The sequence below is a fragment of the Streptomyces sp. NPDC051214 genome (assembly GCF_040682375.1).
Lineage (GTDB): Bacteria > Actinomycetota > Actinomycetes > Streptomycetales > Streptomycetaceae > Streptomyces.
Genome location: NZ_JBFBAT010000007.1, coordinates 374,910 through 401,542 on the forward strand (window position 1 = coordinate 374,910; position 26,633 = coordinate 401,542).

Consider the following 26,633-nt stretch of genomic DNA (forward strand, 5'->3'; position numbering starts at 1 on the left):
CTCAGCGGCGGTAGAAGATCCGGTCGCCGTACTCGGCGAACACGCGCCCGTTCCACTCGTGCCCGCCGTCCACGTTCCCCGAGCGCAGCACCGGCGGCTCCACGCCCCGCGCGGCCAGCCGTTCGACCGCCGTCGCCATCATCGCCTGCATGATCGCGTTGGCGACCACGCTGGAGGCGGGTCCGAAGGGCGCGCCGACCGTGTCGAGGCCGAGCTCCGCGTCACCGACGGTGATCTTGGAGTCGATCACGACGTCGCAGTGGTCCTTGAGGAAGGTCCCGGACACGTGCCGCGACTTCGTCTCCGTCGCGTACGCCACCGACGTCACCCCGATGACCTTCAGGCCGAGCGCGCGGGCGTTCATCGCCATCTCCACGGGCAGCGAGTTGCGCCCGGAGAGCGAGATGATCACGACGACGTCGCCGGCGCGGGCCGGCGAGGAGTCCAGGACGGCGCCCGCGAGCCCGTCGACCCGCTCCAGGGCCGAGCCGAGCGTGGCGGGCATGACGTCGACGCCGACGACCCCGGGGACGGCGAGGAGGTTCATCAGGGCGAGGCCGCCCGCACGGTAGACGACGTCCTGGGCGGCCAGCGAGGAGTGCCCGGCGCCGAAGGCGAAGAGCCTGCCGCCGGCCTCGACCGCGTCGGCGAGCACCGTGCCCGCGGCGTCGACGTTGCCGCCCTCCTCGTCGCGCACCCGCCCGAGCAGGCCGATCGCGGCGTCGATGTACTGACCGGCCAGCTTGCTCTCGCTCTTCGAGCCCATGCGCCGAGGGACCTTTCCGGGTACGTATGTCGTGTACGTACTTTTGTCGTGTACGTATTTCCTGCTGCTGTCTGCACGTGATTCCCGCTGCTGCCTGCACGTGTTTCCCGTGTGCCGCGGATCACGTTGCGGTCTGGACCAGTGCCCTGTCAATACGGCCCGAGCACCCCGTCAAGGCCGCCTGGACCGGGTTTTCCCCTGGCGCGACCCGGTTGTCAGCGGTATGCGTCAGACTTGAGGGCAGGGCCGGCCGCACGAGCGAGATCTGAGGGGCACCCATGTCGGGGCTTATTGACACCACTGAGATGTATTTGCGCACCATCCTCGAGCTGGAGGAGGAAGGTGTGGTCCCCATGCGCGCCCGGATCGCCGAGCGTCTCGACCAGAGCGGGCCGACGGTGAGCCAGACGGTCGCGCGCATGGAGCGTGACGGCTTGGTGGCCGTCGCGAGCGACCGTCACCTGGAGCTGACCGAGGAGGGCCGCAGGCTCGCCACGCGCGTGATGCGCAAGCACCGCCTCGCGGAGTGCCTCCTGGTCGACGTGATCGGCCTGGAGTGGGAGCAGGTCCACGCGGAGGCGTGTCGCTGGGAGCACGTGATGAGCGAGGCGGTGGAGCGCCGCGTACTGGAGCTCCTGCGCCACCCCACCGAGTCTCCGTACGGGAACCCGATCCCGGGCCTGGAGGAGCTGGGCGAGAAGGACGGGGCCGACCCGTTCCTGGACGAGGGCATGGTGTCCCTGGTCGATCTCGACCCGGGCACGGAGGGCAAGACCGTGGTCGTGCGCCGCATCGGTGAGCCGATCCAGACGGACGCGCAGCTGATGTACACCCTGCGTCGCGCGGGCGTGCAGCCCGGCTCCGTGGTGAGCGTGACGGAGTCCGCGGGCGGGGTGCTCGTGGGCAGCAGCGGTGAGGCCGCCGAGCTGGACACGGAGGTCGCCTCGCACGTCTTCGTCGCCAAGCGCTGAGGCCCGCCGGACCAGGGTCCGGCGGGTTCCGGCCCCTGTTACCGAGAGTTCATGTCAACTGGCGGTAACGGTTGGGCAGTTGTGCGGACCCCGGGATCCGCGGGGGTCCAAGATTCAGTGTGCGGAATCGCAGCGCCCGGACGTTTTGCGTGCGAGGCTGTCGCGAGAGGCATATGACTTGAGGGCTCTTGCCGTGCCGGTGCCTGGTCGCCGCCACGGCCGTGGGAGGGGGCAGGAGGATGTGCCCATCTGGTGAGCGGGAGCGCGTACGCGGACGGTGCGCGTCATCGCCCCCTGAGCACGCAGAGGGCCCCGGCGCCCTTGAGCGCCGGGGCCTGTCCTCCCCTGTTCTGACCCGGAGCCCCGAGCTCCCAGGGTCATCCCCCTCGGACCGTTTTCCCCGAGCGGCCCGCCTCCCGATGAAGATCTCCCCTCGGCAGCCGCGGCCAATCCTTGAGTGTGGTCACTCGAATGAGGGGTGTTGGCGGCGAACTGGCCGCTTTCGAAAAAGAGTTCGATAGCGTGCGGGGGTGCGTGACGGAACCAGGCGTTCGGCCCGAGAGGATTCAAGGGGGGTGCCAGGAAACATGGTGCGGCGCATTGACGTGACAGGCGCGGGTGGCGTACGCCTCGCGGCCTGGGAGTTCGCCGATCCTCCCAAATCGAGGGAGACCGACGGTCCGCCCGGCGGCGTGCTCTTACTGCACGGTCTGATGGGCCGAGCGTCCCACTGGGCGGGCACCGCCCGCTGGCTCGCCGAGCGACATCGCGCGGTCGCACTCGACCAGCGCGCGCACGGGCAGAGCGACAAGCCCCCCGAGGGCCCCTTCACCCGCGATGCCTACGTGGACGACGCCGAGGCCGCGCTCGTCCAGCTCGGCCTCGCTCCCGCCGTCCTCATCGGCCACTCCATGGGCGCGCTCACCGCCTGGCAGCTCGCCGCGAAGCGCCCCGACCTCGTCCGCGCCCTGATCATCTGCGACATGCGTGCCTCCGCTCTCGGGGCCGCGTCGCAGCGCGAGTGGGAGGACTGGTTCAAGGCCTGGCCCGTGCCCTTCGCCACGCTCGCCGACGTACGGAAGTGGTTCGGCGAGGACGATCCCTGGGTCGAGCGGCCCAATCCCTCCCGCGGCGAGTTCTTCGCCGAGGTGATGACCGAGGGCCCCGACGGCTGGCGCCCCGTCTTCGACCGCGAACAGATGCTGAAGTCCCGCGAGACGTGGGTGTTCGACGCCCACTGGGAGGATCTGGCCCAGGTCCAGTGCCCCGCCCTGGTCGTCCGCGGCCTGGACGGCGAGCTGGGCCGTGCCGAGTCCCAGGAGATGGTCCGCGTGCTGCCCCGCGGGGCGTACGCGGAGGTGGCCGACGCCGGGCACCTGGTGCACTACGACCAGCCGGAGGCCTGGCGCGAGGCGATCCAGCCGTTCCTGGACGGCGTCCTGACGGGGCAGGGGCAGGACCTCACGGGCTGAGGCGGGCCTCAGGGGCCGAGGCGGGTCTCACGGGCTGAGGCGCTCCACCGTCCAGCCTGCGGCCGTGTCGGCGGCGGCCTGCTCGGTCCGTGCGTAGCGCAGGCGGTCGTGCAGGCGGTTCGCCCTGCCCTGCCAGAACTCGACGCTCTCGGGCACGACCCGGAAGCCGCCCCAGTGCGGAGGCGCCGGCACCTGCTCGCCCTCCGGGTAACGCGCCTCCAGGTCGGCGTACGCGCGGTCCAGTTCCTCACGCGTGGCGATGACCGAGGACTGGGCGCTGGCCCAGGCGCCGAGCTGCGAGCCGTGTGGGCGGGTGCGGAAGTACGCCACCGTCTCCTCGCGGGCGACGCGCTCCGCCGTGCCCGTGACGATCACCTGGCGGGCCATCGGGTGCCAGGGGAAGAGCAGCGAGATGTGCGGGTTCGCGGCCAGATCACGGGCCTTGCGGGACTCGTAGTTCGTGAAGAAGACGAAGCCGCGCTCGTCGTACCCCTTCAGCAGGACCGTGCGCGAGCCGGGGCGGCCCTCGGCGTCCACCGTCGAGACGACCATGGCGTTCGGCTCGTGCAGCAGGCCCGCCCCGGCCGCGGCGAGGGCCTGCGTGAACCACAGCGCGAACAACTCGACGGGCGTGGCGGGCGCCTGGGCCTCGGTGAGTCCGTCCATGCCGTAGTGGGCACGTATGGCGGCGGGATCGGACACGTCAGGGACGGGAGCGGCAGATGAGGAGGCTGATGCTGAGGCGTCGGCTCGATCGGTCACGCGGTCATCTTGCCGTATACGAAGGGCCGGGCGGCGGGCTGTCGTACGCCACGGGGAGGTGACGTGTGGCACTGAGTGCCGCTTGCCATCGCCAAGGGTGGCACCAAGGGATATCGTTCCGACGCCGAATCGGTTGGGTGACCACCAGCCGCACGGGGCATCACCGGGGTGTCCGATCCGGACCGCGAGTCGAAAGCCGGAAGCCGTCCACGCACCGGCAGACCGCGGAACCGGACCGAACACGCCCACTTCTGACACATGGTCACGAGCTGTCTGTCACCACCATCTGTCGTACACATCACGAGGAGCCGCCTGATGTCCGACTTCGTACCCGGACTTGAAGGAGTCATCGCGTTCGAGACGGAGATCGCCGAACCCGACAAGGAAGGCGGCGCGCTTCGCTATCGCGGCGTCGACATCGAGGATCTGGTCGGCCACGTCTCCTTCGGCAACGTCTGGGGCCTGCTCGTCGACGGCGCCTTCAACCCGGGCCTGCCGCCCGCCGAGCCGTTCCCGATCCCGGTGCACTCCGGCGACATCCGCGTCGACGTCCAGTCCGCGCTCGCGATGCTCGCCCCCGTGTGGGGCCTGAAGCCGCTCCTGGACATCAGCGAGCAGGAAGCCCGCGACGACCTGGCACGGGCCGCCGTCATGGCGCTCTCCTACGTCGCCCAGTCCGCCCGCGGCCAGGGCCTGCCGATGGTGCCGCAGAGCGAGATCGACAAGGCCGACACGGTCGTCGAGCGCTTCATGAAGCGCTGGCGCGGCGAGCCCGACCCCAAGCACGTCCAGGCCGTCGACGCGTACTGGACGTCGGCCGCCGAGCACGGAATGAACGCCTCCACGTTCACCGCCCGCGTCATCGCCTCCACGGGCGCGGACGTGGCGGCGGCGCTGAGCGGAGCCGTGGGCGCGATGTCCGGTCCCCTGCACGGGGGCGCGCCGTCCCGTGTCCTCGGCATGATCGAGGAGATCGAGCGGACGGGTGACGCGGTCGCGTACGTCAAGCAGGCGCTCGACAAGGGCGAGCGGCTGATGGGCTTCGGTCACCGGGTGTACCGGGCCGAGGACCCGCGCGCGCGGGTCCTGCGCCGTACGGCGCGTGAGCTGGGCGCTCCTCGCTTCGAGGTGGCGGAGGCGCTGGAGAAGGCGGCCCTCGACGAGCTGCACGCCCGTCGGCCCGACCGCGTCCTCGCCACCAACGTGGAGTTCTGGGCGGCAATCGTCCTCGACTTCGCCGAGGTGCCGGCGCACATGTTCACGTCGATGTTCACGTGCGCGAGGACCGCGGGGTGGTCGGCGCACATCCTTGAGCAGAAGCGGACGGGGCGGCTTGTCCGCCCCTCGGCGCGGTACATCGGGCCCGGTACGCGGGACCCGCGTGCGGTTGAGGGGTACGGGGACATCGCTCGGTAGGAGCGGTCACCGGCTTCGCCGAGTTCGTCCTCAAACGCCGGACGGGCTGGAATTCCAGCCCGTCCGGCGTTCTGGTTCCAGGGGAGAGCTCAGCGCAGCGCCCCCTCCACCAGCACCGTCCACTGGGCCACCACACGCTTTCGCCGCGCTCCGTCATCCGTCAGGAGATTGGCGAGGCCAAGGCCCCGCGCCATGTCCAAGAGGCCCTGGATGGCCTCCCGCACCCCCGGCCGCGACTCGTCCGCGTCCAGGAGCTGGACCGCGATCCGGTGCGTCTCACGGCCCACCCGGGCCTCCAGCTCCGTCACCCGGGAGCCCAGTTGCGGCTCGTTCGACGCCGCCACCCACAGATGCAGTGCCGCCCTGAACAAGGGCCCCGTGTACAGATCGACCAGGGCGGCCACCACCGACGCCCGGTCCTGGGCCGGGAGCTCCCGCAAGGCCGTGGACCGTTGCTCGGCAACGTACTCCACCGCCGCCGTGAAGAGGTCCTCCCGCGTCGGGAAGTGATGCTGGGCCGCCCCGCGGGAGACCCCCGCCCGCTCGGCGACCACGGAGACCGTGGACCCCGCCCAGCCGCTCTCGGCGAGGCACGCCACCGCCGCCTCCAGGAGCCGCTGACGGGTCGCACGGCTGCGGTCCTGCTTGGGCGAGCGGTCGGAACGGTCGGCCCTGTCGTCCGCGGTCACAGCACCCATGGGCACTCCCGTCGTTCGAGGAACGCCCCCATGCCCTCGCGCGCCTCCGCCGATGCGAAGAGCCGCGCGGACAGGGCGACGAGGGAGTCCGTGTGGTGGTCGAATGCGTCGAGCACCCTAGCCGTGAGCAGCTTCTTCGCCTCGGCCAGGGCCTGCGGCGCACCCTTCCGCAGCCCCTCCAGGAGGGGCGAGAGCTCCGCGTCCACGTCGTCCCCGGCCACCGTCACCAGGCCGATCCGTGCCGCCTCCGCCCCGCCGAAGCGCTCCCCGGTGAGGAAGTACCGCGAGGCGGCGCTCGGGTCGAGGCGGGAGAGGAGCGGCATGGAGATGACCGCGGGCGCCACCCCGATCCGTACCTCCGTCAGCGCGAACGACGCACCGGGACCCGCGGCCGCCATGTCGCACACGCCGAGAAGGCCGAGACCGCCCGCGCGCACATGCCCGTCCACCCGCGCCACCACCGGCTTCGGCCACTCCAGGATCTGCCGGAGCAGCCCCACGAAGACCGCCGGGTCCGGCGGCTCCCGCAGGTCGGCGCCCGAGCAGAACGTGGAGCCGGTGTGCGTGAGGACGATCGCGCGTACCTCGGGGTCCTTGCCGCAGTCGTCGAGCGCCTCCGCGAAGCCGTCCAGGAGCCCCGCCGAGAGGGCGTTGCGGTGGGCGGGGTTGTCCAGGGTGAACGTGACGATGCCGCGCTCCACGGAGGAGCAGACAAGACTCATGGGAACTCCAACTCTCCTCGCGAGACGGCTCAGTACGACTTCGGCAGGCCCAGCGTCTGGTGCGAGACGTAGTTGAGGATCATTTCCCGGCTCACGGGAGCGATCCGGGCCACCCGTGACGCCACGATCAGCGAGGCGAGGCCGAACTCCTTCGTCAGGCCGTTGCCGCCTAGCGTGTGCACCGACTGGTCGACGGCCTTCACGCACGCGTCGGCGGCCGCGAGCTTGGCCATGTTGGCGGCCTCGCCCGCGCCCATGTCGTCGCCCTCGTCGTACAGCCTGGCGGCCTTCTGCATCATCAGGCGGGCCAGCTCGATGTCGATGTGGGACTGCGCGAGGGGGTGCGCGATGGCCTGGTGGGCGCCGATCGGGCTCTTCCAGACGCTGCGTTCCTTGGCGTATCCGACGGCCCGGGTCAGGGCGAAACGTGCCATGCCGAGCGAGAACGCCGCCGTCATGATCCGCTCGGGGTTGAGGCCCGCGAAGAGCTGGAGCAGCCCGGCGTCCTCGTCTCCCACCAGGGCGTCGGCAGGCAGCCGTACGTCGTCCAGGGTCAGTTCGAACTGCTTCTCCGGAGCCTGGAGTTCCATTTCGATCCGGCGTCGATGGAAGCCCTCCGTCTCGCGCGGGACGATGAAGAGGCAGGGCTTGAGGTTGCCGGTGCGGGCGTCTTCTGTACGGCCCACGATCAGGGTGGCGTCGGCGATGTCGACGCCCGAGATGAACACCTTGCGGCCGGTCAGGAGCCAGTCGCCGCTCGCCTCGTCCTTGCGGGCGGTCGTGGTGATCCGGTGGGAGTTGGAGCCGGCGTCCGGCTCCGTGATGCCGAACGCCATCGTGCGGCTGCCGTCGGCGAGGCCGGGCAGCCAGGTCCGCTTCTGCTCGTCGGTGCCGAAGCGGGCGATGACGGTGCCGCAGATCGCGGGCGAGACGACCATCATCAGGAGGGGGCAGCCCGCGGCGCCCAACTCCTCGAGGACGATGGAGAGTTCGGCTATGCCGCCGCCTCCGCCGCCGTACTCCTCGGGCAGGTTCACGCCCAGATAGCCGAGCTTGGCGGCATCGGCCCACAGTTCGTCGGGGTGGCCCTCGCCCGCCACGATCCGGGACATGTAGTCGCGGCCGTAACGCTTGCCGAGCGCGGCGACGGCCGCGCGCAGGGCCTGGTGCTCTTCGGTCTCGAGGACGGTGCTCCGGACGGTGCTCATACGGATGGTTCCTCCTGTACGACGTCTACGACTGCGAGCAGGGCGCCGACCTCGACCTGGCGGCCGGGCGTGGCGTGCAGGGCGGTGAGCGTGCCGGAGGCGGGGGCACAGACGCGGTGCTCCATCTTCATGGCCTCCAGCCAGACGAGGGGCTGCCCGGCGGTGACCCGGGCGCCTTCCGTGAGCCCCTCTGCCAGGCGCACGACGGTGCCGGGCATCGGGGCGAGCAGGGAGCCGGGCTCCTGGCGCGTGGCCGGCTCGGGGAGCAGCGGGAGCGCCGTGAGGGCGGTGTTGCCGACGTACACGCGGTCGTCGCCGTACCGGCGCACGGTGAACTGCCTGCGCACACCGCCGACTTCGAGCGCGACGAGCTCGCGGGACACGGACAGCACCCGCACCCCTTCGGCCTCCCCTTCCGCGCTCAGCCCCTCCCGCGTGTGCCGGTAGCGCACCTCGTGCTCGGTGCCGTCCGGCTCGCTGCGATAGAGCTTGACCTGCGGCTGCGACGCGAGGTTGCGGAAGCCGCCGAACCGCGAGCGTCCGTGCGCGTCGGCGAGCGCGGCAGCCAGCGGGGCGTACGGGTCCGGGGCGGGGGCGGCGAGCTCGGCGAGGTGCCGGTCGTAGAAGCCCGTGTCCATGCGGGCCCCGACGAACTCCGGGTGCCGCAGGGACCGTACGAGCAACTCCCTGTTGGTGACGGGGCCGTGCACGACCGCGCGCTCCAGCGCTCCCGCGAGGCCGCGCAGGGCCTGCGCGCGCGTGGGGGCGTACGCGACGGGTTTGGCCAGCATCGGGTCGTAGTGCACGCCGATCGTGTCGCCGTCCACGTACCCCGTGTCGAGCCGCACGCCCGGCACGGACAGCCGGTGCAGGGTGCCGGTCTGCGGGGCCCACTGCGCGGCCGGGTCCTCGGCGTAGAGGCGGGCCTCCACCGCGTGGCCGCGTGCGGGCGGCGGCTCTTCCGCGAGCCGCTCGCCCTCCGCCACCTGGATCTGCAGCGCCACGAGGTCGATGCCGAACACGGCCTCCGTGACCGGGTGTTCGACCTGGAGGCGAGTGTTCATCTCCAGGAAGTGCGCCCGGTCGCCCGCGACCAGGAACTCCACCGTGCCCGCGCCGCGATACCCGGTCACGCGCGCCGCGCGTACGGCCTGCGCGTGCAGTTCGTCGACGAGTCCTGCCGTCAGGCCCGGTGCCGGGGATTCCTCGATGACCTTCTGGTGTCTGCGCTGGAGCGTGCAGTCCCGGGTGCCGAGCGCCCAGACGGTGTCGTGCGCGTCGGCCATGATCTGCACCTCGACGTGCCGGCCGCCCTCCAGATAGGGCTCGACGAAGACCTCGCCGTCCCCGAAGGCGCCGGCGGCCTCCGCACGCGCCGCCTCCAACTCACTCTTCAGGGCGCTCAGTTCGCGTACGACGCGCATGCCGCGTCCGCCACCGCCGGACGCCGCCTTCACCAGGACGGGGAGGTCGGCTTCGGTGACCGCGTCCACCGCCATCGGCGCGATGCCCATGAGTTCCTTGGCGCGCGTCTTGGACGCCATGGACTCGATGGCCTCGGGAGAGGGGCCGATCCACACGAGGCCGGCGTCCAGGACCGCGCGGGCGAAGTCCGCGTTCTCCGAGAGGAAGCCGTAGCCGGGGTGGACGGCGTCCGCGCCCGCCGCCTGCGCGGCCTTCACGACGAGTTCGCCGCGCAGGTAGGTGTCGGCGGGCGTCGAGCCCGGCAGCCGTACGGCGGAGTCGGCCTCGCGGACGTGCAGGGCGTCCGCGTCGGCGTCCGAGTAGACCGCCACGGTGGCGATGCCGAGGTCGCGGCAGGTGCGGAAGACGCGGCAGGCGATCTCGCCGCGGTTGGCGACGAGGACGCTGCTGATCGTTTTCGTCACGGGAGTCGTCACGGGGGTCGTCGTGGGGGTCGTCATGGGAGTCGTCATGGGGTCCTCACATCCGAAAGACGCCGAAGCCACCGCGCGCGCCCTCGTAGGGAGCGGTGTGGATCGCGGACAGGCACAGGCCGAGGACCGTGCGGGTGTCACGGGGATCGATGACGCCGTCGTCGTAGAGACGGCCCGAAAGGAACATCGGCAGTGACTCCGACTCGATCTGCTGCTCCACCATGGCGCGCAGTGCGGCGTCCGCGTCGTCGTCGTAGGGCTGCCCCTTCGCGGCGGCGGACTGCCGGGCCACGATCGACAGGACGCCGGCGAGCTGCTGCGGCCCCATGACGGCCGACTTGGAGCTGGGCCAGGCGAAGAGGAAACGCGGGTCGTAGGCGCGCCCGCACATGCCGTAGTGACCCGCTCCGTACGAGGCGCCCATCAGGACGCTCAGATGCGGCACCCGCGAGTTCGACACGGCGTTGATCATCATGGCGCCGTGCTTGATGATGCCGCCCTGCTCGTACTCCTTGCCGACCATGTAGCCGGTGGTGTTGTGCAGGAAGAGCAGCGGGATGTCGCGCTGATTTGCCAACTGGATGAACTGGGCGGCCTTCTGGGACTCCTCGCTGAAGAGCACGCCCTGCGCGTTGGCGAGGATCCCGATGGGATAACCGTGCAGGGAGGCCCAGCCCGTAGTGAGGCTCGACCCGTACAGCGGCTTGAACTCGTCGAAGTCGGAGGCGTCGACGATGCGGGCGATGACCTCGCGCGGGTCGAAGGGGACCTTGAGGTCGCCGGGCACGATGCCGAGCAGTTCGTCCTGGTCGTACTTGGGCGGCTCGACGACGGCGGTCGCGGCCGGATCGGCGTACGCCTTGCGCCAGTTGAGGCGTTTGACGACCCGTCGCGCCTGCCGCAGTGCGTCGCGCTCGTCCTCGGCGAGGTAGTCCGCGAGGCCGGAGGTGCGCGCGTGCATTTCCGCGCCGCCGAGCGACTCGTCGTCGCTCTCCTCGCCGGTGGCCATCTTCACCAGGGGCGGGCCGCCGAGGAAGACCTTGGCGCGCTCCTTGACCATGATCACATGGTCGCTCATGCCCGGGACGTAGGCGCCGCCCGCCGTGGAGTTGCCGAAGACGACGGCGACCGTCGGGACTCCGGCGGCCGACGACTGCGTGAGGTGCTTGAAGAGCGCGCCGCCCGGGATGAAGATCTCCTTCTGGGACGGCAGGTCGGCACCGCCGGACTCCACGAGGTGGATGGACGGCAGGCGGTTGGCGTGCCCGATCTCGTGCGCGCGAAAGGCCTTCTTCAGGGTCCACGGGTTGCTGGCGCCGCCGCGTACGGTCGGGTCGTTGGCGGTGATCAGACACTCCACGCCCTCGACCACGCCGATGCCGGTCACCATCGAGGCGCCCACGGGGTAGTCGCTCCCCCAGGCGGCGAGCGGCGACAGTTCGAGGAACGGTGTGTCGGGGTCGAGGAGCAGCTCGATCCGCTCCCGGGCGAGGAGCTTGCCGCGCTTCCGGTGGCGGGCCACGTACTTCTCGCCGCCGCCCTCGAGGGCCTTGGCCTGCTCGGTGCCGAGCTCGGCGAGCTTGGCCAGCATGGCCTCACGGTGCTCGGCGTACTCGGCGCTCGCGGGGTCGAGCGCGGACGCGAGGACGGTCACGGGAGTACCTCCGTCGGTGCGGTCACTTCTGCGGTCGCTTCTGCGGTCGCTTCTGCGGTCACTTCTGCGGTCGCTTCTGCGGTCACTTCTGCGGTCACTTCTATGAGTTCGGCCGGTACGTCGAGGTGGCGGGCGCGCAGCCACTCGCCGAGGCCCTTGGCCTGCGGGTCGAAGCGGGCCTGGGAGGCGACGCCCGCGCCGAGGATTCCCCCGACGACGAAGTTCAGCGCACGCAGGTTCGGCAGGAGGTGGCGTACGACGGTCAACTCAGCGGCCTCGGGGATGAGTTCGCGGAAGCGCTCGACGGTCAGCTCGTGGGCGAGCCACCGCCAGGCGTCGTCCGTGCGCGCCCAGACGCCGACGTTGGCGTCCCCGCCCTTGTCGCCGCTGCGGGCCCCGGCGACGAGGCCGAGGGGGGCGCGGCGGGTGGGGCCGGGCGGGAGGGGCGTGGGCAGGGGCGGCGGCTGGTCGAGGTCTTCGAGTACGCGGGTGGCGCCGGGGCCCTGGGCCTGGATCCGCTCACCGCCGGGCAGGACGGCCACGTGGTCGACGGTGGTGTGATCGACGTACGCGGCTTCGAAGACTCCGTAGGGTGCGCCCTTACCCGGGGGCGCCGTCACGTGGAAGCCGGGGTAGCTGCCGAGGGCCAGCTCGATCGCGGCGCCGCTCAGGGCGCGGCCGACGGGGTCCTGCTGCGGGTCGCGCACGACGAGGCGCAGGAGGGCGGATGCGGTCTCCTCGCTCGGGGCGTCGGGGCGGTCGGTGCGGGCGAGCTCCCACCGCACCTCCTGGGGGCGGGACTTGGAGCGCGTGAACGCGTCCTCGGCCTGGGCGCGGACGAGGGCGGCCTTGGCCTCCACGTCGAGCCCGGTGAGGACGAAGACGACTTCGTTGCGGAAGCCGCCGAGCCGGTTCAGGCCGACCTTGAGGTCCGGGGGCGGGGCCTCGCCGCGTACTCCGGTGACGCGGACCCGGTCGGGCCCCTCCTGCGTGAGGGTGACCGTGTCGAGGCGGGCGGTGACGTCGGGCCCGGCGTAACGGGCGCCGGAGGTCTCGTACAGCAGCTGCGCGGTGACCGTGCCGACGTCGACGAAGCCGCCGGTGCCGGCGTGCTTGGTGATGACGCTGGACCCGTCCTCGTGGATCTCGGCGAGCGGAAAGCCGGGCCGCAGCAGCGTGCCCTGTGGGTGCTCGCCGAAGAAGGCGTAGTTGCCGCCGGTGGCCTGCGTCCCGCATTCGAGGATGTGCCCGGCGACGACGGCGCCGGCGAGGCGGTCGTGGTCATCGTCGCTCCACCCGAAGTGGGCGGCGGCGGGCCCGGTGACGAGGGCGGCGTCGGTCACGCGCCCGGTGACGACGATGTCGGCGCCCGCGCGCAGGCAGGCGGCGATTCCGGCGCCGCCGAGGTAGGCGTTGGCGGTGAGCGCGTCCGGGAAGCGGGCTCCGAGGTCGTCCCCCTCCACATGCGCGACCCGCACACCGATTCCGAGCCGCCCGGCCAACTCCCGCACAGCCTCCGCGAGCCCGGCGGGATTGAGCCCCCCGGCATTGGCGACGACCTTGACCCCCCGCTCCTTGGCGAGCCCGAGACACTCCTCCAACTGCCGCAGGAAGGTCTTCGCATAGCCGCGAGCGGGGTCTTTGAGCCGATCACGTCCAAGGATCAGCATGGTCAGCTCGGCGAGGTAATCACCGGTGAGAACGTCGAGGGGGCCGCCGGTGAGCATGTCGCGCATGGCATCAAAACGGTCACCGTAGAAGCCGGAGGCGTTGCCGATGCGGAGGGGGGTGGAGGGTAGGGAGGGATGTGGGCCGGTCATCGCTCGCCGCCCTCCTTCGCCGGGCGGCCCGGCCCCGGTGGGCCCGCGAAAGCCTGGGCGATGGTGAGCCAGCGGTCGGCGTCGGCGCCTTGCGCCCGTACGCCGAGGTCGTCGCGGTGGGCGCGTTGGGTGACGAGGAGGCAGAAGTCGAGTGCGGGGCCGGTCACCCGCTGGGCGGCGTCCTCGGGGCCGCTGGTCCATGGCTCACCGGAGGGCAGCCGCAGCTCGACGCGGAAGGGGGATGCGGGTGCGTCGAGGCCCCGTACCCCGAAGGAGAAGTCCCGGGCGCGCACCCCGATGTGCGCGATATGCCGCAACCGGTCGGTCGGCGCCCGTTCGACGCCGAGCGCGTCGGCGACGTCCTGGCCGTGGGCCCACGTCTCCATCAGCCGGGCCGTCGCCATGGAGGTGGCCGACATGGGCGGCCCGTACCAGGGGAAACGGGTGCCGCGCGGGGCAGCCGTCAGGGCTTTCAGCAGGGCGTCACGCCCGGCGCGCCACTGGGCGAGCAACTCGCCCGGGGGCTGCGCGGCCCCCTCCTCGGCCCCCGCGTCGACGAACGAGTCGGGAGCGGCGAGGGCCTCCTCGACGAGCCGGGCGAAGGCGTCCCCGTCGGTGACGGCGGTCAGTGCGGCGCGGTCGGTCCAGGCGAGATGGGCGATCTGATGGGCGACGGTCCAGCCGTCGGCGGGGGTGCCGAGCGCCCAGCGCTCCGCACCCAACCCCCCTACCAGCTGGTCGAGTTCCTCGCTCTCACGGCGCAGATCATCGAGTACGGGCACAGCTTCGGACACGGAGCGCTCCCCTCGGGGCACGGCGGTGTGCCCCGGAGCATGGCAGCGCTCAGAGAAACAAGCAAGCGTGCTTGCATTACTTTCGCGACGTCTCCGGGAGCGACTCCTCGGGGGCGGGAGCGAGCACGGCGTCCGGGGTGGCCCCCGACACGACGTCCCCGTCCCCCGGCTTGCGGGCCCGCCCCCGCCCGACCTGGGTCCGTACGGCGCCCATGCTGGCGGCGATGACGAGCGAGATGGCCAGCGCCTCGTTGACGGAAAGCGCCTGGTTCAGCACCAGGAACCCGGCGACCGCGGCGATCGCGGGCTCGAGGCTCATCATGATCGCGAAGGTGGAGGCGGGCAGGCGGCGCAGGGCGAGCAGTTCGAGCGTGTACGGCAGCACGGAGGACATCACGGCGACGGCCGCGCCGAGCGCGAGCACCTCGGGCCGCACCAGCTTCTCCCCGGACTCGATGAGGCCGAGCGGCAGGAAGAGGACGGCCGCGACGACCATCGCGAGGGCGAGCCCGTCGGCCTGCGGGAAGCGACGCCCCGTACGGGCGCTGAACATGATGTACGTGGCCCACATGGCACCGGCACCGAGGGCGTACGCGACGCCGACGGGATCGAGCCCGCTGAAGCCACCCCCGCCGCCCAGCAGGAAGACACCGCACAGCGCGAGTCCGGCCCACACCAGATTCACGGCACGCCGCGAGGCGAAGACGGAAAGGGCAAGCGGCCCGAGCACCTCAAGCGTCACAGCGGGCCCCATCGGAATCCGGGCGACGGACTGATAAAAGAGCCCGTTCATCCCGGCCATGGCCACACCGAAGGCGACGACGGTCCCCCAGTCGGCACGGGAGTGCCCGCGCACCTTGGGGCGGCAGACGATCATCAGGACCAGCGCGGCGAAGGCGAGCCGCAGGGTGACGATGCCGAGGGCTCCGGCCTTGGGCATCACACTGACGGCGATGGCCCCGCCGAACTGGACGGAGACGCCTCCCGCGAGCACAAGCCCGACGGGCCCGAGGGCACCCCACCGCCCACCGGATGCCGCCTCCTGGCCACTCCTCGACGCGTCCACAGCCAACCCTTCCACTTCCTGAGCCTCAACCAGTCTCTACCAGTCCACTCACCTGAACTACCTCGTCCAAGGTAGTAGACCACGTCAGGATTGTGGAGCCCTTTTACTGCTGTACGCAAACCGGGTCCACATGGCGGCCGACGGTGGAGCCCGGGTCGCGCCCGAGCGGGCTGCTCAAGCCGGCGTGAACTCGTACTGCAGCTCGTAGAGATGGCCCGCCTTGACCATCACCGTCGCCTCGATGGGTCTGTCCGCATCGCTGTAGACGACCCGCAACGTACGCAGCACCGGAAGGCTCCCGGGTAGCTGGAGAGCGGTGTACTGCTCCTGGGTCGGCACGCGCGCCGAGACACGGTCGACACTGACTTTCGGGGGAAAGCCGAGATCGGACAGGAGCACCGGCGTCCCGCCGCGGATCTTGCGATGCTCGGTGATCGGAGTGCCCTCGGCGATCTCCACCGGATAGTACGAGGCCACCAGCTCCACGGGCTCGTCGTCGATGGTGAGCAGCTGGCGGCGCAGTACGGCCGTTCCGCTGTCGGCAAGTCCCAGCGCCGCCGACACGTCCGCCGGCGGGACCACCTCCGCCACCTCCAGCAAGGTGCTGCGAGGGTTCGTGCCGTGCTCCACGGTCTCGGTGAGCCAACGGTAGGGGCTTCCGGCACCGGCGGGAGCCATGTACGCCGCTGGACGCAGCGTCCGCTGCCGGTGCTCCCGGACAGTGACGGCCGCCCCCGCACGGCCCACTGCGAGACCCTCGTCCTTGAGCAACTTCAGGGCCTTCTGCACGGTCGCGCTCGACGCATCGAATCTAACCTTGAGCTGCGTCGTCGACGGGAGTTTCGCGCCCGGCGCCATCTCACCGCTCATGATCTCGTCCCGCACATCCGCGGCAATCCGTTCGTGCAAGGCCCGGCGGTCGGCTGCGTCGGCTTCGTTACGGGGCACGGTCATCCGATCCTGATCTCGTAGCGCAGCCGCTGGCGGGTTGCGGGCATGGTCATCAGGTCCGCCTGGACGGGGCGTCCCTCGTCGTCCAGGGTGACCCGGGCCAGCCGTAGGACGGGCTCGTCAGGACCGATGCGCAGTACGGCCCGTTCCTCCTCGCTCGGCATACGGGCGGTGACGTCCTCCCGAACCGTGACGCCGGCATGGCCGAGCTCCGCGAGCAGCGTCACGGCACCTCCCCGGATCTTGGCGGTGGCGGCAAGGGCGGTCCCCCGGGCGATCTCGACGGGGTAGTAGGTGTCCGTCAGCTCGTTCGGTTCACCGTCGAGTTCGATGACCCGGCGCCGAACGACGACCGCGTCGCCTTCGGCCACGCCCAGCAGCGGTGCGAGCTCCTTGGATGCCGGAACTTCACCGGCCTGAACGATGCGCTGAGTCCCCCTGCGTCCGGCCGCCGCCGCTTCAGCGCCCCAGGCGTCACCACTCGCCCGCCCCCGTGGCGTCAGGTACGGCATCGACGTGCTGACCCAATCCCCGTTGTCGCTCATGTTCAACTCCCGTACGCCGGAGGGCTTCTTGCGGCGTTGCGCCGCGTTCGTACCGTAGCCAACTCACCCTGAGTCGCCACTTTGGCCCAACCTTGCTGCTATTCACGAATAGCAGTACGGTCCTCCTCGATCGTACAACCTCCCGGCACAAGGCGGTGGTTCACTGTGCGTCTCTCACAGCAACGGCTATTCCCCCGGTCCCCCAGATCTGTCGGGGCGGCCCGCGCCTTCGCCATCGGCGCCCTGACCGCCTGGGGCATCACCGACCGGCACGACGACATCAAGCTCTGCGTATCCGAGCTGGCCACGAACGCGCTGTTGCACGGAGTTCCCCTAGGACGCGAATTCGAGCTGAGGCTCTCGATCTCGACCGATGAGGCGGAACTTCGTATCGAGGTCCGGGACAGTGGCGGCGGCCATCCCACGGCATCCGCCCCCACCTTCGATGACTGCACCGGCCGAGGCCTGCTTCTCGTGGGCGAACTGGCCGACGACTTCGGGGTCGTCGAGCACGTGGTGGGCAAGACGGTCTGGCTCACTTTCAAGGCCTCAGGCCTGTCCGAAGTGCCGCGGTGAAGGGGCAGCCTGGCGGCTGGGACCACGGTCGCCCTTTCCGTGGAACCCCCCACACCCCGCCCCGCGTCTTGGGTGCAGTCACCACGGGTGCAGTCACCACGGAACCGTACGGAAGTCAGGTCAAGGCATGGCGCGCGAGGGAAATCAGGCAACCGAGCGGCTGGGCGGCGGCCACCGCAGCTACCGAGGTGCGGTGTACGGCTTCGTCCTGTGGGTGTCCGGTCTGACGGTGCTCCTGGGCTGCGCGGTCCTGGCCGGGGGGTTCGCGGCGGCGTGGGACACCTTCGAGGGGGTGCGGGACTACGCGGACCGCAACATCGCCAACGAGGACTCCTACGTGGCCTACGCCGACGGCGGCTGGTTTCCGCTGGTGAGGGTCGGCCTCGTGGTGTCGCTGCTGCTGATCGTCCTCGGACTTCTCGTCGTGTCCGCCCTTCACGCCGCGTACGCCGTCGCCGAGTCCCACGCCACGCGCGAAGGCGACGGCGACGACGGGCCACTGACCGTCCGCGAGCTGTGGCGGCGTACCCGCAGGCGCTTCCCCGCCGCCCTCGCGGTCAACGCGCTGAGCGGGCTGCCCGTGGGCGCCATGGCAGTCGCGAGCTACATGCTGTGGATGACCGTCGAGCGCGGCGAGGTGCCCGGCGTCGAGCCCACGCCCATCGGCGAGACCGCGACCCCGCTCTACACGCTGGTGGGCTGGGTGCTGCCGATCGCCGTCATGTGCCTGGGCCCGCTGCTCTACTTCCGCCTGTCGCTGGCCACCGCCGAGACGGTGCTGGAGGGCCGCTCTCCGTTCGTGGCCCTGTACCGCTCCTGGGTGCTGACCCGCCGGGCGCGTATGCGCACCCTCGGCCTCGGCACGCTGTCCGTCGCGGGCGCCGCACTCGTCGTCCTCCTGGCCGGGTACGCGGCCGCCCCCCTCGCCCACTACGCCGGGCTCGGCATGTTGTGGCTCAGCGATGACAACGTATGGATCACCGGCGTACTGGTGCAGATTTTTCCCACGACCGTGGCCCTGCTCCTGCTCCCTCCGCTGGTCATGCCCCTGGTGTGCGGGACGTCGGCCCGCTTGTACTGGGAGTTGCGGGCGGGCGAGGCGGACGCGAGGGGCGCGGAGACGGGCGCACCGCGGGCCGGCACCGCGGGCCGGCAGCGCGGCTGGCGGTGACGGCTGGCGGTGACGGCTGGTGACGGCTGGGGCTGAGGGTCACAGGGTTCTCTGGCGCGGGGGCGGGCCGGTGACGCCCGGCCAGGCGGGGGCGGGTGGGTGGGGGCGAGGCCTCGCCGCGTGATGCCGGAGCTCCGGCGTCGTGGGCGGCACCCCGGCCCCGTGACCCGGCCGCCCCCGTCCGGAATGTGTGACTCCCGCGCCCCCTCAGCCCCCGTCCAGCCCCTCCGCCAGCACCTCCGCCAGATGCCGCCCCCGTGACCCCTCCCCCAGCTGTTCCAGCTGGGTTCGGCAGGAGAAGCCGTCCGCCAGGATCACGGGGCCGCCCTCCGGCTCCGGGGCTGCGCTTCGTACCGCCGGGAGCAGTTGTTCCTCCGCGCAGGCCACGGAGACCTCGTAATGGCCCGCCTCGAAGCCGAAGTTGCCCGCGAGTCCGCAGCAGCCGCCGCTCAACTCGCCCACCAGGCCCGCCTTCTCGCGCAGGCGTCGTTCCGCAGCGTCGCCGAGCACCGCGTGCTGGTGGCAGTGCGTCTGACCCACCACCGGGCGGCCGATCCGCGGCGGCGACCACTCCGGTGCCAGTTCCTCCAGGACCGACGCGAACGTCCGTACTCGGGCGGCCAGTTCGCCCGCTCGCTCGTCGCCGGGCAGCAGTTCCACCAAGTCCGACTTCAGCGCCGCCGCGCAGCTCGGTTCGAGGACCACCAGCGGCGCGTCCGAGTCGAGGAGCGGTCCCATCCGGTCCAGGGTCCTCCGCATCACCGTGCGGGCGCGGTCCAGTTGCCCCGTCGACACGTACGTCAGGCCGCAGCACACGTCCCCCGGCGGCACCACCACCCGCAGCCCCGCGTCCTCGAGGACCCGCACGGCCGCCCGGCCCACCGCCGGTGACAGGTGGTCCGTGAACGTGTCCGGCCAGAGCACGACCGTCGGCCCCTCGGGAGCCGTGGCGGGACGCCTCTCCCGGAACCATCGGCGGAACGTCTCGCCCGCGAGGCGCGGGATCTCCCTCTCCGGTGCGATCCCGCCCACCCTCTTGGCCAGCGACGCCAGCACCCCCACCCCGGCCAGCGCATTGGCGGCCCCCGCCGTCCGCGTCCGCGAGGCCAGACGCAGCCACAGCGGCAGCCAGCCCATCGCGTAGTGCGCCGCGGGGCGCCTGCGGCCCTCGTAGTGGTGGTGCAGGAACTCCGCCTTGTACGTGGCCATGTCCACGCCCACCGGACAGTCCGACCGGCAGCCCTTGCAGGACAGGCAGAGGTCCAGCGCGTCCCGTACCTCCTCCGAGCGCCAGCCGTCCGTGACCACGTCGCCCGCGAGCATCTCGTGCAGGAGGCGCGCCCGGCCCCGCGTGGAGTGCTCCTCCTCGCCCGTCGCCCGGAAGGACGGGCACATCACCCCGCCCCCCGAACCGGCGGACGTGGTGCGGCACTTGGCGACGCCCACGCACCGCCGCACCGCCGCCGAGAAGTCCCCGCCGTCATGCGGGTAGCCGAAGGCCACGTCCACCGGCTGCCGCGGCAGCGGGTCGAACCGCAGGTTCGAGTCCAGCGGCGCGGGCCGCACCAGCATCCCCGGATTCAGCACGTCCGCCGGGTCCCACACCCCCTTCACCCGCTCGAACAGCCGGACGAGGTCAGCCCCGTACATCGTGGGAAGCAGCTCGGCCCGCGCCTGGCCGTCCCCGTGCTCGCCCGACAGCGAGCCCCCGTGCGCGACCACGAGCAGCGCCAGGTCCTCGGAGAAGCGCCGGAAGCGGCGCACGCCCACCTCGCTCATCAGGTCGAAGTCGATGCGTACGTGAATGCAGCCGTCCCCGAAGTGTCCGTACGGGGTGCCGCGCAGGCCGTGCTCGGCGAGCAGCCCCCGGAAGTCCCGCAAGTACGCCCCCAGTCGGGCCGGAGGCACCGCGCAGTCCTCCCACCCCGGCCACGCCTCGCTGCCGTCCGGCATCCGTGTCGCCGTCCCGCTGGCGTCCTCACGGACCCGCCACAGCACGCGCTGTCCCGCCGGGTCCGTCACGACCACCGAGTCCACCGTGTCCCCGGCGACCGCCCGCGTGATCGCCTCCGCACGCGCGCGTGCCTCACTCTCGCTCGCGCCGCCCGTCTCCGCGAACAGCCAGGCGCCGCCCTTGGGCAGCCCCTCGGACCCCCGTACGAGGTCGGCCGCCATCCCCTCCACCGTCAGCGGCCCGTACGGCAGCAGCCCGGCCGCGGCCTCCGCCGCCGCGCTCTCGTCGGCGTACCCGAGGACCGCGAGGGCACGCGCGCGTGGCGAGTCGACGAGGCGTACGACGGCCTCCGTGATCACGCCGAGCGTGCCCTCGGAGCCGCAGAAGGCGCGGGCCAGGTCGACGCCCCGCTCGGGGAGCATGGCGTCGAGCGCATAACCGGAGATACGGCGAGGCAGCTCGGGGAAACCGGTGCGCAGGAGCTCCAACTCCCCCTCCACCAGCGCCCGCAGGCCCTCCGGAGCACCGGTCCAGCCCTGCCCCAGCGTGAGCCGCTCGCCCGCGCCGCTGACGACCGAGAGCGAGGCGACGTTGTCGGCGGTCGTGCCCCAGGCGACCGAGTGCGAGCCGCAGGAGTTGTTGCCGATCATGCCGCCCAGGGTGCAGCGGTTGTGGGTGGACGGGTCGGGGCCGAAGGTCAGGCCGTGCGGGGCCGCCGCTCCCCGCAGGCCGTCGCAGATGACGCCGGGCTGGACGACCGCGGTCCGCGACTCGGCGTCCAGGGACACGATCCGGTTCATGTGCCGCGTGAAGTCGAGGACGAGCCCCGTGCCGGTCGCCTGCCCGGCGATGGACGTGCCGGCGCCGCGGGCCACGACCGGCACCCCGCGCTCCCGGCACACGGCGAGCGCCGCCGCCACGTCGTCCGCGTCGCGCGGGGCGAGGACGCCGAGCGGCACTCTGCGGTAGTTGGACGCGTCCATGGTGTTCAGGGCCCGCGCGGTGACGGAGAAGTCCACCTCCCCCCGCACGGCTCCCCGCAGTTCCTCTTCCACGCCTCCGAGATCACTCATGCCCCTATCCATGCCCTCAATATGCATCCGCGAAGGCGGCGGTCTCACCGGACGGACACCGGAAGGCCACGGCGCCGTAAGCCGTTAGGCTCCTCCCGTGGCTGAGATCCAGATTCCCGCTGACATCAAGCCCGCCGACGGACGTTTCGGCGCGGGCCCCTCCAAGGTGCGCACGGAGGCGCTGGACGCGCTCGCCGCCACCGGTACCTCTCTGCTCGGCACCTCCCACCGCCAGGCCCCGGTCAAGAACCTGGTCGGCAAGGTGCGCGAGGGTGTGCGCGACCTCTTCTCCCTCCCCGAGGGGTACGAGGTGATCCTGGGCAACGGCGGCTCCACCGCCTTCTGGGACGTCGCGACGCACGGCCTCATCGAGAACAAGTCGCAGCACCTCACGTTCGGTGAGTTCTCCTCCAAGTTCGCCAAGGCATCGAAGCTCGCCCCGTGGCTCGCCGAGCCCACGGTGATCTCGAGCGAGCCGGGTACGCACCCGGAGCCGCAGGCCGAGGCGGGCGTGGACGTCTACGCCTTCACGCACAACGAGACCTCGACCGGCGTCGCGGCCCCCGTCAAGCGGGTGGCAGGCGCGGACGAGGGTTCGCTCGTCCTGGTGGACGCCACCTCCGGCGCGGGCGGCCTGCCGGTCGACATCGCCGAGACGGACGTCTACTACTTCGCCCCGCAGAAGTCCTTCGCGTCGGACGGCGGCCTGTGGATCGCGGCGTTCTCCCCGGCGGCCATCGAGCGTGCGGAGCGTATCCACGCGAGCGGGCGGCACGTCCCGGAGTTCTTCAGCCTGCCCACGGCGATCGACAACTCCCGCAAGAACCAGACGTACAACACCCCGGCGCTCGCCACGCTCTTCCTGCTCGGTGAGCAGCTGGACTGGATGAACTCGCAGGGCGGCCTGGAGTTCACGACCGGCCGCACGGCCGCCTCGTCGCAGGCGCTGTACGGGTGGGCCGAGGAGTCGAAGTACGCGACGCCGTTCGTCTCGGACCCGGCCAAGCGTTCGCAGGTCATCGGCACGATCGACTTCGCGGACGAGATCGACGCTGCCGCTGTGGCGAAGGCTCTGCGTGCGAACGGGATCGTGGACACCGAGCCGTATCGCAAGCTGGGCCGCAATCAGTTGCGGGTGGCGATGTTCCCGGCGATCGACCCTGCGGACGTCGAGGCGCTGACGAAGTGCATCGACTACGTCATCGAGAAGCTCTGAGGTCTCACTGTCACCTGCGGGTGCTTTGTGGCTGGTCGCGCAGTTCCCCGCGCCCCTTCGGGCGCGGGGAACTCTGCTTTCACCTGCTCAGCTGCTTGAACTTGCGTACCGCGAGCGGCAGGAACAGGAGTGAGATCGCGAGGGGCCAGAGCACGGCCATCAGGACCGCGTTCTGCTCGACCCAGCTCGCCCCGCCGGCCCCGGGGTTGCCGAACAGTTCGCGTGCCGCCGTGCCCGTGGAGGAGACCGGGTTCCAGGCGGCGACCGGCGCGAGCCAGTCCGGCATCAGCGAGGGCGCGACGAAGACGCTGGAGATCATGGTGAGCGGGAAGGCGACCGCGTAGAGCCCGCCCGCCGCTTCGGGGGTCGGCACCACGAGGCCCAGGAACACGCCGACCCAGATCAGGCTGAACCGCAGAAGGAGCAGCAGCGCGAAGGCGGCCAGGGTCTCGGGCAGTCCGGCGCTGGAGCGCCAGCCGATCGCGAGCGCGGTCAGCGCGAGGATCGTCAGCTCGGCGCAGGCCACGATCAGGTCGGCGAGCCCGCGCCCCGCGGCGACCGCAGACGGCGCCATCGGCATCGAACGGAAGCGGTCGATGACGCCCTTGGTGGAGTCCGTGACGACCGCCATCGCGGTGTTCATGAAGCCGAAGGCCATGGTCATCACGAACATGCCGGGCATCAGGAACTGCTTGTAGTCGCCGTCGTCGCCACCGCCGGGCACCTTCATGGCCTCGCCGAAGACGAAGCCGTACAGGAGCACGGAGATGATCGGGAAGCCCAGCTGCCAGGCGATGTTGACGGGCTGGCGCTGGAAATGGGTGAGGTAGCGGCGGGTGACGTTCCAGGTGTCGGCGAGCGCCCAGTAGAGGCGTCCGCGCGAGGTGTCGGCGGCCAGTGGTTCCGATGCCAGTACGGCGCTCATGCCGCGGCTCCCGTCTTCTCGTCGATGCGTGCGGCGGCTTCCGCGGGAGCGGCCGCGCCCGTCTCGGCTTCCGTGCGGTGTCCCGTCAGGCGCAGGAACACGTCGTCGAGGCTCGGCCTGCGCAGTCCGATGTCCTCCACGGCGACGCCCTGCTCCTGCAAGGTCCGCGCCACGTCCGTCAGGGCGGCGACCCGGTCGGTGACGGCCGCCTGGACGCGGCGCTCCAGGTCGACGGACTCGGGCACGCCCTCGGCGACGCGGGCGACGGCCTTCAGGGCCGCGGGCAGGTCGGCGGTGTCGCGGACCACGACCTCCAGGTAGCTGCCGCCCACCGTGTTCTTCAGGCCGTCCGGGGTGTCGTCGGCGATGGCGCGGCCCTGGTCGATGACGGTGATCCGGGAGGCGAGCTTGTCGGCCTCCTCCAGGTACTGCGTGGTGAGCAGGACGGTCGTGCCGTCCGCGACCAGCTTCCGTACGGTGTCCCAGACCTCGAGGCGGCTGCGCGGGTCGAGTCCGGTGGTCGGCTCGTCCAGGAAGAGGACGGCGGGCGCGAGGATCATCGAGGCCGCGAGGTCGAGCCTGCGCCGCATGCCGCCGCTGTACTGGCCCGCTCCCTTGTCCGCCGCGTCCACCAGGTCGAACTGTTCGAGGAGTTCCTGGGCGCGCCGCCGTGCCCGCTTGCCGCCGAGGTGGAAGAGGCGGCCGAACATCTCCAGGTTCTGCCGCCCGGTGAGGACCTCGTCGACGGCCGCGTACTGGCCGGTCAGACCGATGCGGCCGCGCACCACGTCGGGCTGTCGCACCACGTCGGCCCCCGCGACCTCGGCCCGGCCGCCGTCGAGGCGCACCAGCGTCGAGAGGATGCGTACGGCGGTGGTCTTGCCCGCGCCGTTCGGGCCGAGCAGTCCGTGCACCGTGCCGCGCGCCACGCGCAGATCGAAGGCGTCCAGGGCCTTCTTCTCGCCGTAGCGCTTGTCGAGCCCCTCGGCCTGTACCGCGTAGTCGTTCGTCGTCTCGCTCACTGCCCCTCCAACTCTTCCCGCGCCCCGTCCGCGCCCCTTTGGGTACGCCGTACTCAATAGAGAGTACACCGTACCCAGTTTTTTCGGGTACACCGTACCCAATTTCTGGTCCGGCGATTAGGCTGAGCGTCATGACGAGCACGAACGGCGGTTCCGGCGACCCCACCCAGCGCACCGGCAGCGACATCGCCCACAGCCTGGAGCTGCTCTGGGGTGAGGGCGAACGCCCCACGCGCGGCCCCAAGCCCGGCCTCACCCTGGACCGGATCGTCACCGAGGCGGTGCGGCTCGCGGACGCCGAAGGGCTCACGGCGGTTTCCATGCGCCGCCTGTCCACGGAACTCGGCACCGGCACGATGTCCCTGTACCGCTACGTCCCGGGCAAGGGCGAACTGCTCGACCTGATGCTGGACCGGGTCTACATGCCGGCCCCCGACGCCGCGCCCCCGACCGGCGGCTGGCGCGAGGCCGTCGAGGCGTACGCCCGCGAGACACTCGTCCTCTACCGCGAACACCCCTGGCTGCTCCAGGTCAACCAGGCACGCCCGGTGCTCGGCCCCGGCTCGGTCGGCGGCCTCGAACTGACCCTGGCCGGGATCAAGTCGATGGGCCTGACCGACCCCGAGCTGATCGGCGTGATCATCATGGTCGAGGGGTACGTCACCGGGGTCGCCCGCACCCAGGTGCACGAGGTGGAGGCGGTCAAGAAGACCGGCCTGACGGACGAGGCGTTCTGGGAGGCGCAGCAGCCGACCCTCGAACGCATCATGACCAGCGGCCGCTACCCCCACCTCGCCGGTCTCTCCGACGACGCGTTCGGCCCGCAGTTCGACCACTTCGAGTTCGGCCTGCAACGCCTGCTGGACGGCCTCGACGTCCTGGTGGCCCGGCGCGAGGAGGAGACGGGCGCCGCCAAGCAGGCGTGAGGCCCGGCCCGCTACTTCCGGCGGAACACCCGCTTCAGCGCGAAGAAGGCCACGAGCACGGCGGCCAGCGCAAGCCCGCCCACCTTGAGGTCACCGTCGAGCCCGGAGCCGTCCCCCGACTCACCGGAACTCCCGCCGCCTGACGCGGAGTCGTGGCCGCCGCCCGCTCCCTCGACCTCGACGGGCTCGACCTCGCTCTGCCCGCCCTCGGAGCCGTACAGGATGGTCGTCCCGTCCAGGGTGTACGTCGCGGACTCGCCCTGCCGCTGCAACGGCACGCTCAGCCGCCCCTCGCGCTCGGGCTTCTTGCCCTCGCCCTTCCAGGTGTACGAGACGCCGCCGAGATACCCGCGCAGGGCGAGCTGCTTCCCGTCGGGCGAGAAGGCGCCGTCCGTGGTCCAAAGGCCGGTGGTGCCCAGGCGCTTGAAGACGTTGACGCCGGAGGAGGACATCTGGGCGGGCCCCTCGTACAGCGCGCCGCCCTCCTCCTTCTTGTCGGCGATGTAGATGCGGCCGGTCTTCGGGTGGACCATCAGGGCCTCGGCGTCGCGCGCGCCGTCCTCGTACTTCACCGTGTACTGCGTGGCGCGCACGGTCCGGTCGCCGAGCTTCTTCGGCTCGGGCAGCTTGTAGATCCACACGTGGGACCAGGTGCCGCCGAGGTTGTCTCCGATGTCGCCTACGTAGATGTTGCCGTCCGCGCCGACGGAGACGGCCTCCACGTCGCGGGGCTTCCCGACGCCGGTCATGGTGATCGTGGCGACGGTCTCGCCGGTCTTGCCGTCCACCGCGTAGAGCAGCGCGCCGTTCTTGTCCTGGTCGTTGTGCGTCCAGTGGACGCCCGGGTGGGCCCGGGAGGCGGCGAGGCCGCTGGACTCGATGATGCGGGGGTCCTTGATGGTGAACCCGTCGTGGCTGTCGTCGGCGGCGGCGGGGCCGGCGGCACTCAGCAGGACCAGGCACCCGGCGGCGGCACCCATCGAAGAACGCAGTGAACGCATGGCCCAAGCCTGCCACCCCCGCGGCC

General features: G+C 71.4%; 23 protein-coding genes. 7 read left to right on the top strand and 16 right to left on the bottom strand.

All coding sequences use genetic code 11. From position 1 onward, the window contains the following. Position 1: 1 nt before the first annotated feature. Positions 2-766, bottom strand: a complete 765-nt coding sequence (locus AB0M70_RS20740; protein WP_365821425.1) for an SIS domain-containing protein — start codon at positions 764-766, stop codon at positions 2-4. A 278-nt stretch (positions 767-1,044) separates the two neighbouring features. Here AB0M70_RS20740 and AB0M70_RS20745 point away from each other — a divergent pair, with 278 nt between their 5' ends. Together AB0M70_RS20745 and AB0M70_RS20750 are read left to right on the top strand one after the other, a co-directional pair. Continuing rightward, positions 1,045-1,737, top strand: a complete 693-nt coding sequence (locus AB0M70_RS20745) for a metal-dependent transcriptional regulator (protein WP_361832210.1) — start codon at positions 1,045-1,047, stop codon at positions 1,735-1,737. A 587-nt stretch (positions 1,738-2,324) separates the two neighbouring features. Next, the gene (locus tag AB0M70_RS20750) at positions 2,325-3,209 is read left to right on the top strand and encodes an alpha/beta hydrolase (protein WP_365821426.1); all 885 of its coding nucleotides are present in this window, start codon (positions 2,325-2,327) and stop codon (positions 3,207-3,209) included. A 27-nt stretch (positions 3,210-3,236) separates the two neighbouring features. On the opposite strand, the gene pdxH is transcribed toward AB0M70_RS20750, so the two are convergent. Then, positions 3,237-3,911, bottom strand: a complete 675-nt coding sequence (gene pdxH / locus AB0M70_RS20755) for a pyridoxamine 5'-phosphate oxidase (RefSeq protein WP_365821427.1) — start codon at positions 3,909-3,911, stop codon at positions 3,237-3,239. A 375-nt stretch (positions 3,912-4,286) separates the two neighbouring features. Here pdxH and AB0M70_RS20760 point away from each other — a divergent pair, with 375 nt between their 5' ends. Then, positions 4,287-5,387, top strand: a complete 1,101-nt coding sequence (locus AB0M70_RS20760) for a citrate synthase 2 (protein WP_365821428.1) — start codon at positions 4,287-4,289, stop codon at positions 5,385-5,387. A gap of 89 nt (positions 5,388-5,476) precedes the next feature. Here AB0M70_RS20760 and AB0M70_RS20765 read toward each other — a convergent pair whose 3' ends face one another. The 10 genes from AB0M70_RS20765 to AB0M70_RS20810 all read right to left on the bottom strand — a co-directional run bounded on the left by AB0M70_RS20765 (position 5,477) and on the right by AB0M70_RS20810 (position 16,743). Beyond that, positions 5,477-6,085 carry a TetR/AcrR family transcriptional regulator gene (locus AB0M70_RS20765; RefSeq protein WP_365821429.1) on the bottom strand — a complete coding sequence of 203 codons (609 nt, stop codon included), beginning with the start codon at positions 6,083-6,085 and terminating at the stop codon, positions 5,477-5,479. Beyond that, the gene (locus AB0M70_RS20770; protein ID WP_365821430.1) at positions 6,073-6,807 is read right to left on the bottom strand and encodes an enoyl-CoA hydratase family protein; all 735 of its coding nucleotides are present in this window, start codon (positions 6,805-6,807) and stop codon (positions 6,073-6,075) included. Before AB0M70_RS20770 ends, AB0M70_RS20765 begins: the two co-directional genes overlap by 13 nt. A 29-nt stretch (positions 6,808-6,836) precedes the next feature. Then, the gene (locus AB0M70_RS20775) at positions 6,837-8,015 is read right to left on the bottom strand and encodes an acyl-CoA dehydrogenase family protein (RefSeq protein ID WP_365821431.1); all 1,179 of its coding nucleotides are present in this window, start codon (positions 8,013-8,015) and stop codon (positions 6,837-6,839) included. Further along, positions 8,012-9,952, bottom strand: coding sequence for a biotin carboxylase N-terminal domain-containing protein (locus tag AB0M70_RS20780; RefSeq protein WP_365821432.1), 1,941 nt, complete (start codon positions 9,950-9,952; stop codon positions 8,012-8,014). The genes AB0M70_RS20775 and AB0M70_RS20780 overlap by 4 nt, the downstream gene beginning before the upstream one ends. 7 nt (positions 9,953-9,959) lie before the next feature. After that, a complete protein-coding gene (locus AB0M70_RS20785) occupies positions 9,960-11,567 on the bottom strand; it encodes a carboxyl transferase domain-containing protein (protein ID WP_365821433.1) in 1,608 nt (535 codons plus the stop codon). Continuing rightward, positions 11,564-13,387 (bottom strand): acyclic terpene utilization AtuA family protein, encoded by a 1,824-nt coding sequence (locus AB0M70_RS20790; protein WP_365821434.1) that lies wholly within the window; start codon positions 13,385-13,387, stop codon positions 11,564-11,566. The genes AB0M70_RS20785 and AB0M70_RS20790 overlap by 4 nt, the downstream gene beginning before the upstream one ends. Further along, entirely contained in the window at positions 13,384-14,181 is a 798-nt protein-coding gene (locus AB0M70_RS20795) for a TIGR03084 family metal-binding protein (RefSeq protein WP_365821435.1), read from the bottom strand. Before AB0M70_RS20795 ends, AB0M70_RS20790 begins: the two co-directional genes overlap by 4 nt. Positions 14,182-14,257: 76 nt before the next feature. Then, positions 14,258-15,247 carry an EamA family transporter gene (locus tag AB0M70_RS20800; RefSeq protein WP_365821436.1) on the bottom strand — a complete coding sequence of 330 codons (990 nt, stop codon included), beginning with the start codon at positions 15,245-15,247 and terminating at the stop codon, positions 14,258-14,260. A 174-nt stretch (positions 15,248-15,421) separates the two neighbouring features. Beyond that, on the bottom strand, positions 15,422-16,201 hold the full coding sequence (locus AB0M70_RS20805) for a GntR family transcriptional regulator (RefSeq protein ID WP_365821437.1): 780 nt from the start codon (positions 16,199-16,201) through the stop codon (positions 15,422-15,424). Continuing rightward, on the bottom strand, positions 16,198-16,743 hold the full coding sequence (locus tag AB0M70_RS20810; RefSeq protein WP_365821438.1) for a UTRA domain-containing protein: 546 nt from the start codon (positions 16,741-16,743) through the stop codon (positions 16,198-16,200). The genes AB0M70_RS20805 and AB0M70_RS20810 overlap by 4 nt, the downstream gene beginning before the upstream one ends. Positions 16,744-16,908: 165 nt before the next feature. Between AB0M70_RS20810 and AB0M70_RS20815 the strand changes: the two genes are divergently transcribed. Continuing rightward, a complete protein-coding gene (locus AB0M70_RS20815) occupies positions 16,909-17,319 on the top strand; it encodes an ATP-binding protein (protein WP_365821439.1) in 411 nt (136 codons plus the stop codon). Positions 17,320-17,446: 127 nt separating this feature from the next. Then, positions 17,447-18,490 (top strand): hypothetical protein, encoded by a 1,044-nt coding sequence (locus AB0M70_RS20820; RefSeq protein ID WP_365821440.1) that lies wholly within the window; start codon positions 17,447-17,449, stop codon positions 18,488-18,490. 207 nt (positions 18,491-18,697) lie between these two features. On the opposite strand, the gene AB0M70_RS20825 is transcribed toward AB0M70_RS20820, so the two are convergent. Then, on the bottom strand, positions 18,698-21,517 hold the full coding sequence (locus AB0M70_RS20825; RefSeq protein WP_365821441.1) for an FAD-binding and (Fe-S)-binding domain-containing protein: 2,820 nt from the start codon (positions 21,515-21,517) through the stop codon (positions 18,698-18,700). Positions 21,518-21,614: 97 nt separating this feature from the next. On the opposite strand from AB0M70_RS20825, the gene serC reads away from it, so the two are divergent. Then, the gene (gene serC / locus AB0M70_RS20830; protein WP_365821442.1) at positions 21,615-22,733 is read left to right on the top strand and encodes a phosphoserine transaminase; all 1,119 of its coding nucleotides are present in this window, start codon (positions 21,615-21,617) and stop codon (positions 22,731-22,733) included. A gap of 79 nt (positions 22,734-22,812) precedes the next feature. Here the strand turns inward: serC and AB0M70_RS20835 are convergent, their stop codons facing one another. Next, the gene (locus AB0M70_RS20835; RefSeq protein ID WP_365821443.1) at positions 22,813-23,658 is read right to left on the bottom strand and encodes an ABC transporter permease; all 846 of its coding nucleotides are present in this window, start codon (positions 23,656-23,658) and stop codon (positions 22,813-22,815) included. After that, positions 23,655-24,680, bottom strand: a complete 1,026-nt coding sequence (locus tag AB0M70_RS20840) for an ATP-binding cassette domain-containing protein (protein WP_365821444.1) — start codon at positions 24,678-24,680, stop codon at positions 23,655-23,657. The genes AB0M70_RS20835 and AB0M70_RS20840 overlap by 4 nt, the downstream gene beginning before the upstream one ends. 131 nt (positions 24,681-24,811) lie before the next feature. On the opposite strand from AB0M70_RS20840, the gene AB0M70_RS20845 reads away from it, so the two are divergent. Beyond that, the gene (locus tag AB0M70_RS20845; protein ID WP_365821445.1) at positions 24,812-25,606 is read left to right on the top strand and encodes a TetR/AcrR family transcriptional regulator; all 795 of its coding nucleotides are present in this window, start codon (positions 24,812-24,814) and stop codon (positions 25,604-25,606) included. 11 nt (positions 25,607-25,617) lie between these two features. Here AB0M70_RS20845 and AB0M70_RS20850 read toward each other — a convergent pair whose 3' ends face one another. Beyond that, entirely contained in the window at positions 25,618-26,607 is a 990-nt protein-coding gene (locus AB0M70_RS20850; RefSeq protein WP_365821446.1) for a WD40 repeat domain-containing protein, read from the bottom strand. Positions 26,608-26,633 lie beyond the last annotated feature (26 nt).

Coding starts and splice junctions, on each gene's coding strand:
- AB0M70_RS20740 (WP_365821425.1), bottom strand. CDS start 766: ATGGGCTCGAAGAGCGAGAGCAAGCTGGCCGGTCAGTACATCGACGCC.
- AB0M70_RS20745 (WP_361832210.1), top strand. CDS start 1,045: ATGTCGGGGCTTATTGACACCACTGAGATGTATTTGCGCACCATCCTC.
- AB0M70_RS20750 (WP_365821426.1), top strand. CDS start 2,325: ATGGTGCGGCGCATTGACGTGACAGGCGCGGGTGGCGTACGCCTCGCG.
- AB0M70_RS20760 (WP_365821428.1), top strand. CDS start 4,287: ATGTCCGACTTCGTACCCGGACTTGAAGGAGTCATCGCGTTCGAGACG.
- AB0M70_RS20765 (WP_365821429.1), bottom strand. CDS start 6,085: ATGGGTGCTGTGACCGCGGACGACAGGGCCGACCGTTCCGACCGCTCG.
- AB0M70_RS20770 (WP_365821430.1), bottom strand. CDS start 6,807: ATGAGTCTTGTCTGCTCCTCCGTGGAGCGCGGCATCGTCACGTTCACC.
- AB0M70_RS20775 (WP_365821431.1), bottom strand. CDS start 8,015: ATGAGCACCGTCCGGAGCACCGTCCTCGAGACCGAAGAGCACCAGGCC.
- AB0M70_RS20780 (WP_365821432.1), bottom strand. CDS start 9,952: ATGACGACTCCCATGACGACCCCCACGACGACCCCCGTGACGACTCCC.
- AB0M70_RS20790 (WP_365821434.1), bottom strand. CDS start 13,387: ATGACCGGCCCACATCCCTCCCTACCCTCCACCCCCCTCCGCATCGGC.
- AB0M70_RS20805 (WP_365821437.1), bottom strand. CDS start 16,201: ATGACCGTGCCCCGTAACGAAGCCGACGCAGCCGACCGCCGGGCCTTG.
- AB0M70_RS20810 (WP_365821438.1), bottom strand. CDS start 16,743: ATGAGCGACAACGGGGATTGGGTCAGCACGTCGATGCCGTACCTGACG.
- AB0M70_RS20820 (WP_365821440.1), top strand. CDS start 17,447: ATGGCGCGCGAGGGAAATCAGGCAACCGAGCGGCTGGGCGGCGGCCAC.
- AB0M70_RS20825 (WP_365821441.1), bottom strand. CDS start 21,517: ATGAGTGATCTCGGAGGCGTGGAAGAGGAACTGCGGGGAGCCGTGCGG.
- AB0M70_RS20835 (WP_365821443.1), bottom strand. CDS start 23,658: ATGAGCGCCGTACTGGCATCGGAACCACTGGCCGCCGACACCTCGCGC.
- AB0M70_RS20845 (WP_365821445.1), top strand. CDS start 24,812: ATGACGAGCACGAACGGCGGTTCCGGCGACCCCACCCAGCGCACCGGC.
- AB0M70_RS20850 (WP_365821446.1), bottom strand. CDS start 26,607: ATGCGTTCACTGCGTTCTTCGATGGGTGCCGCCGCCGGGTGCCTGGTC.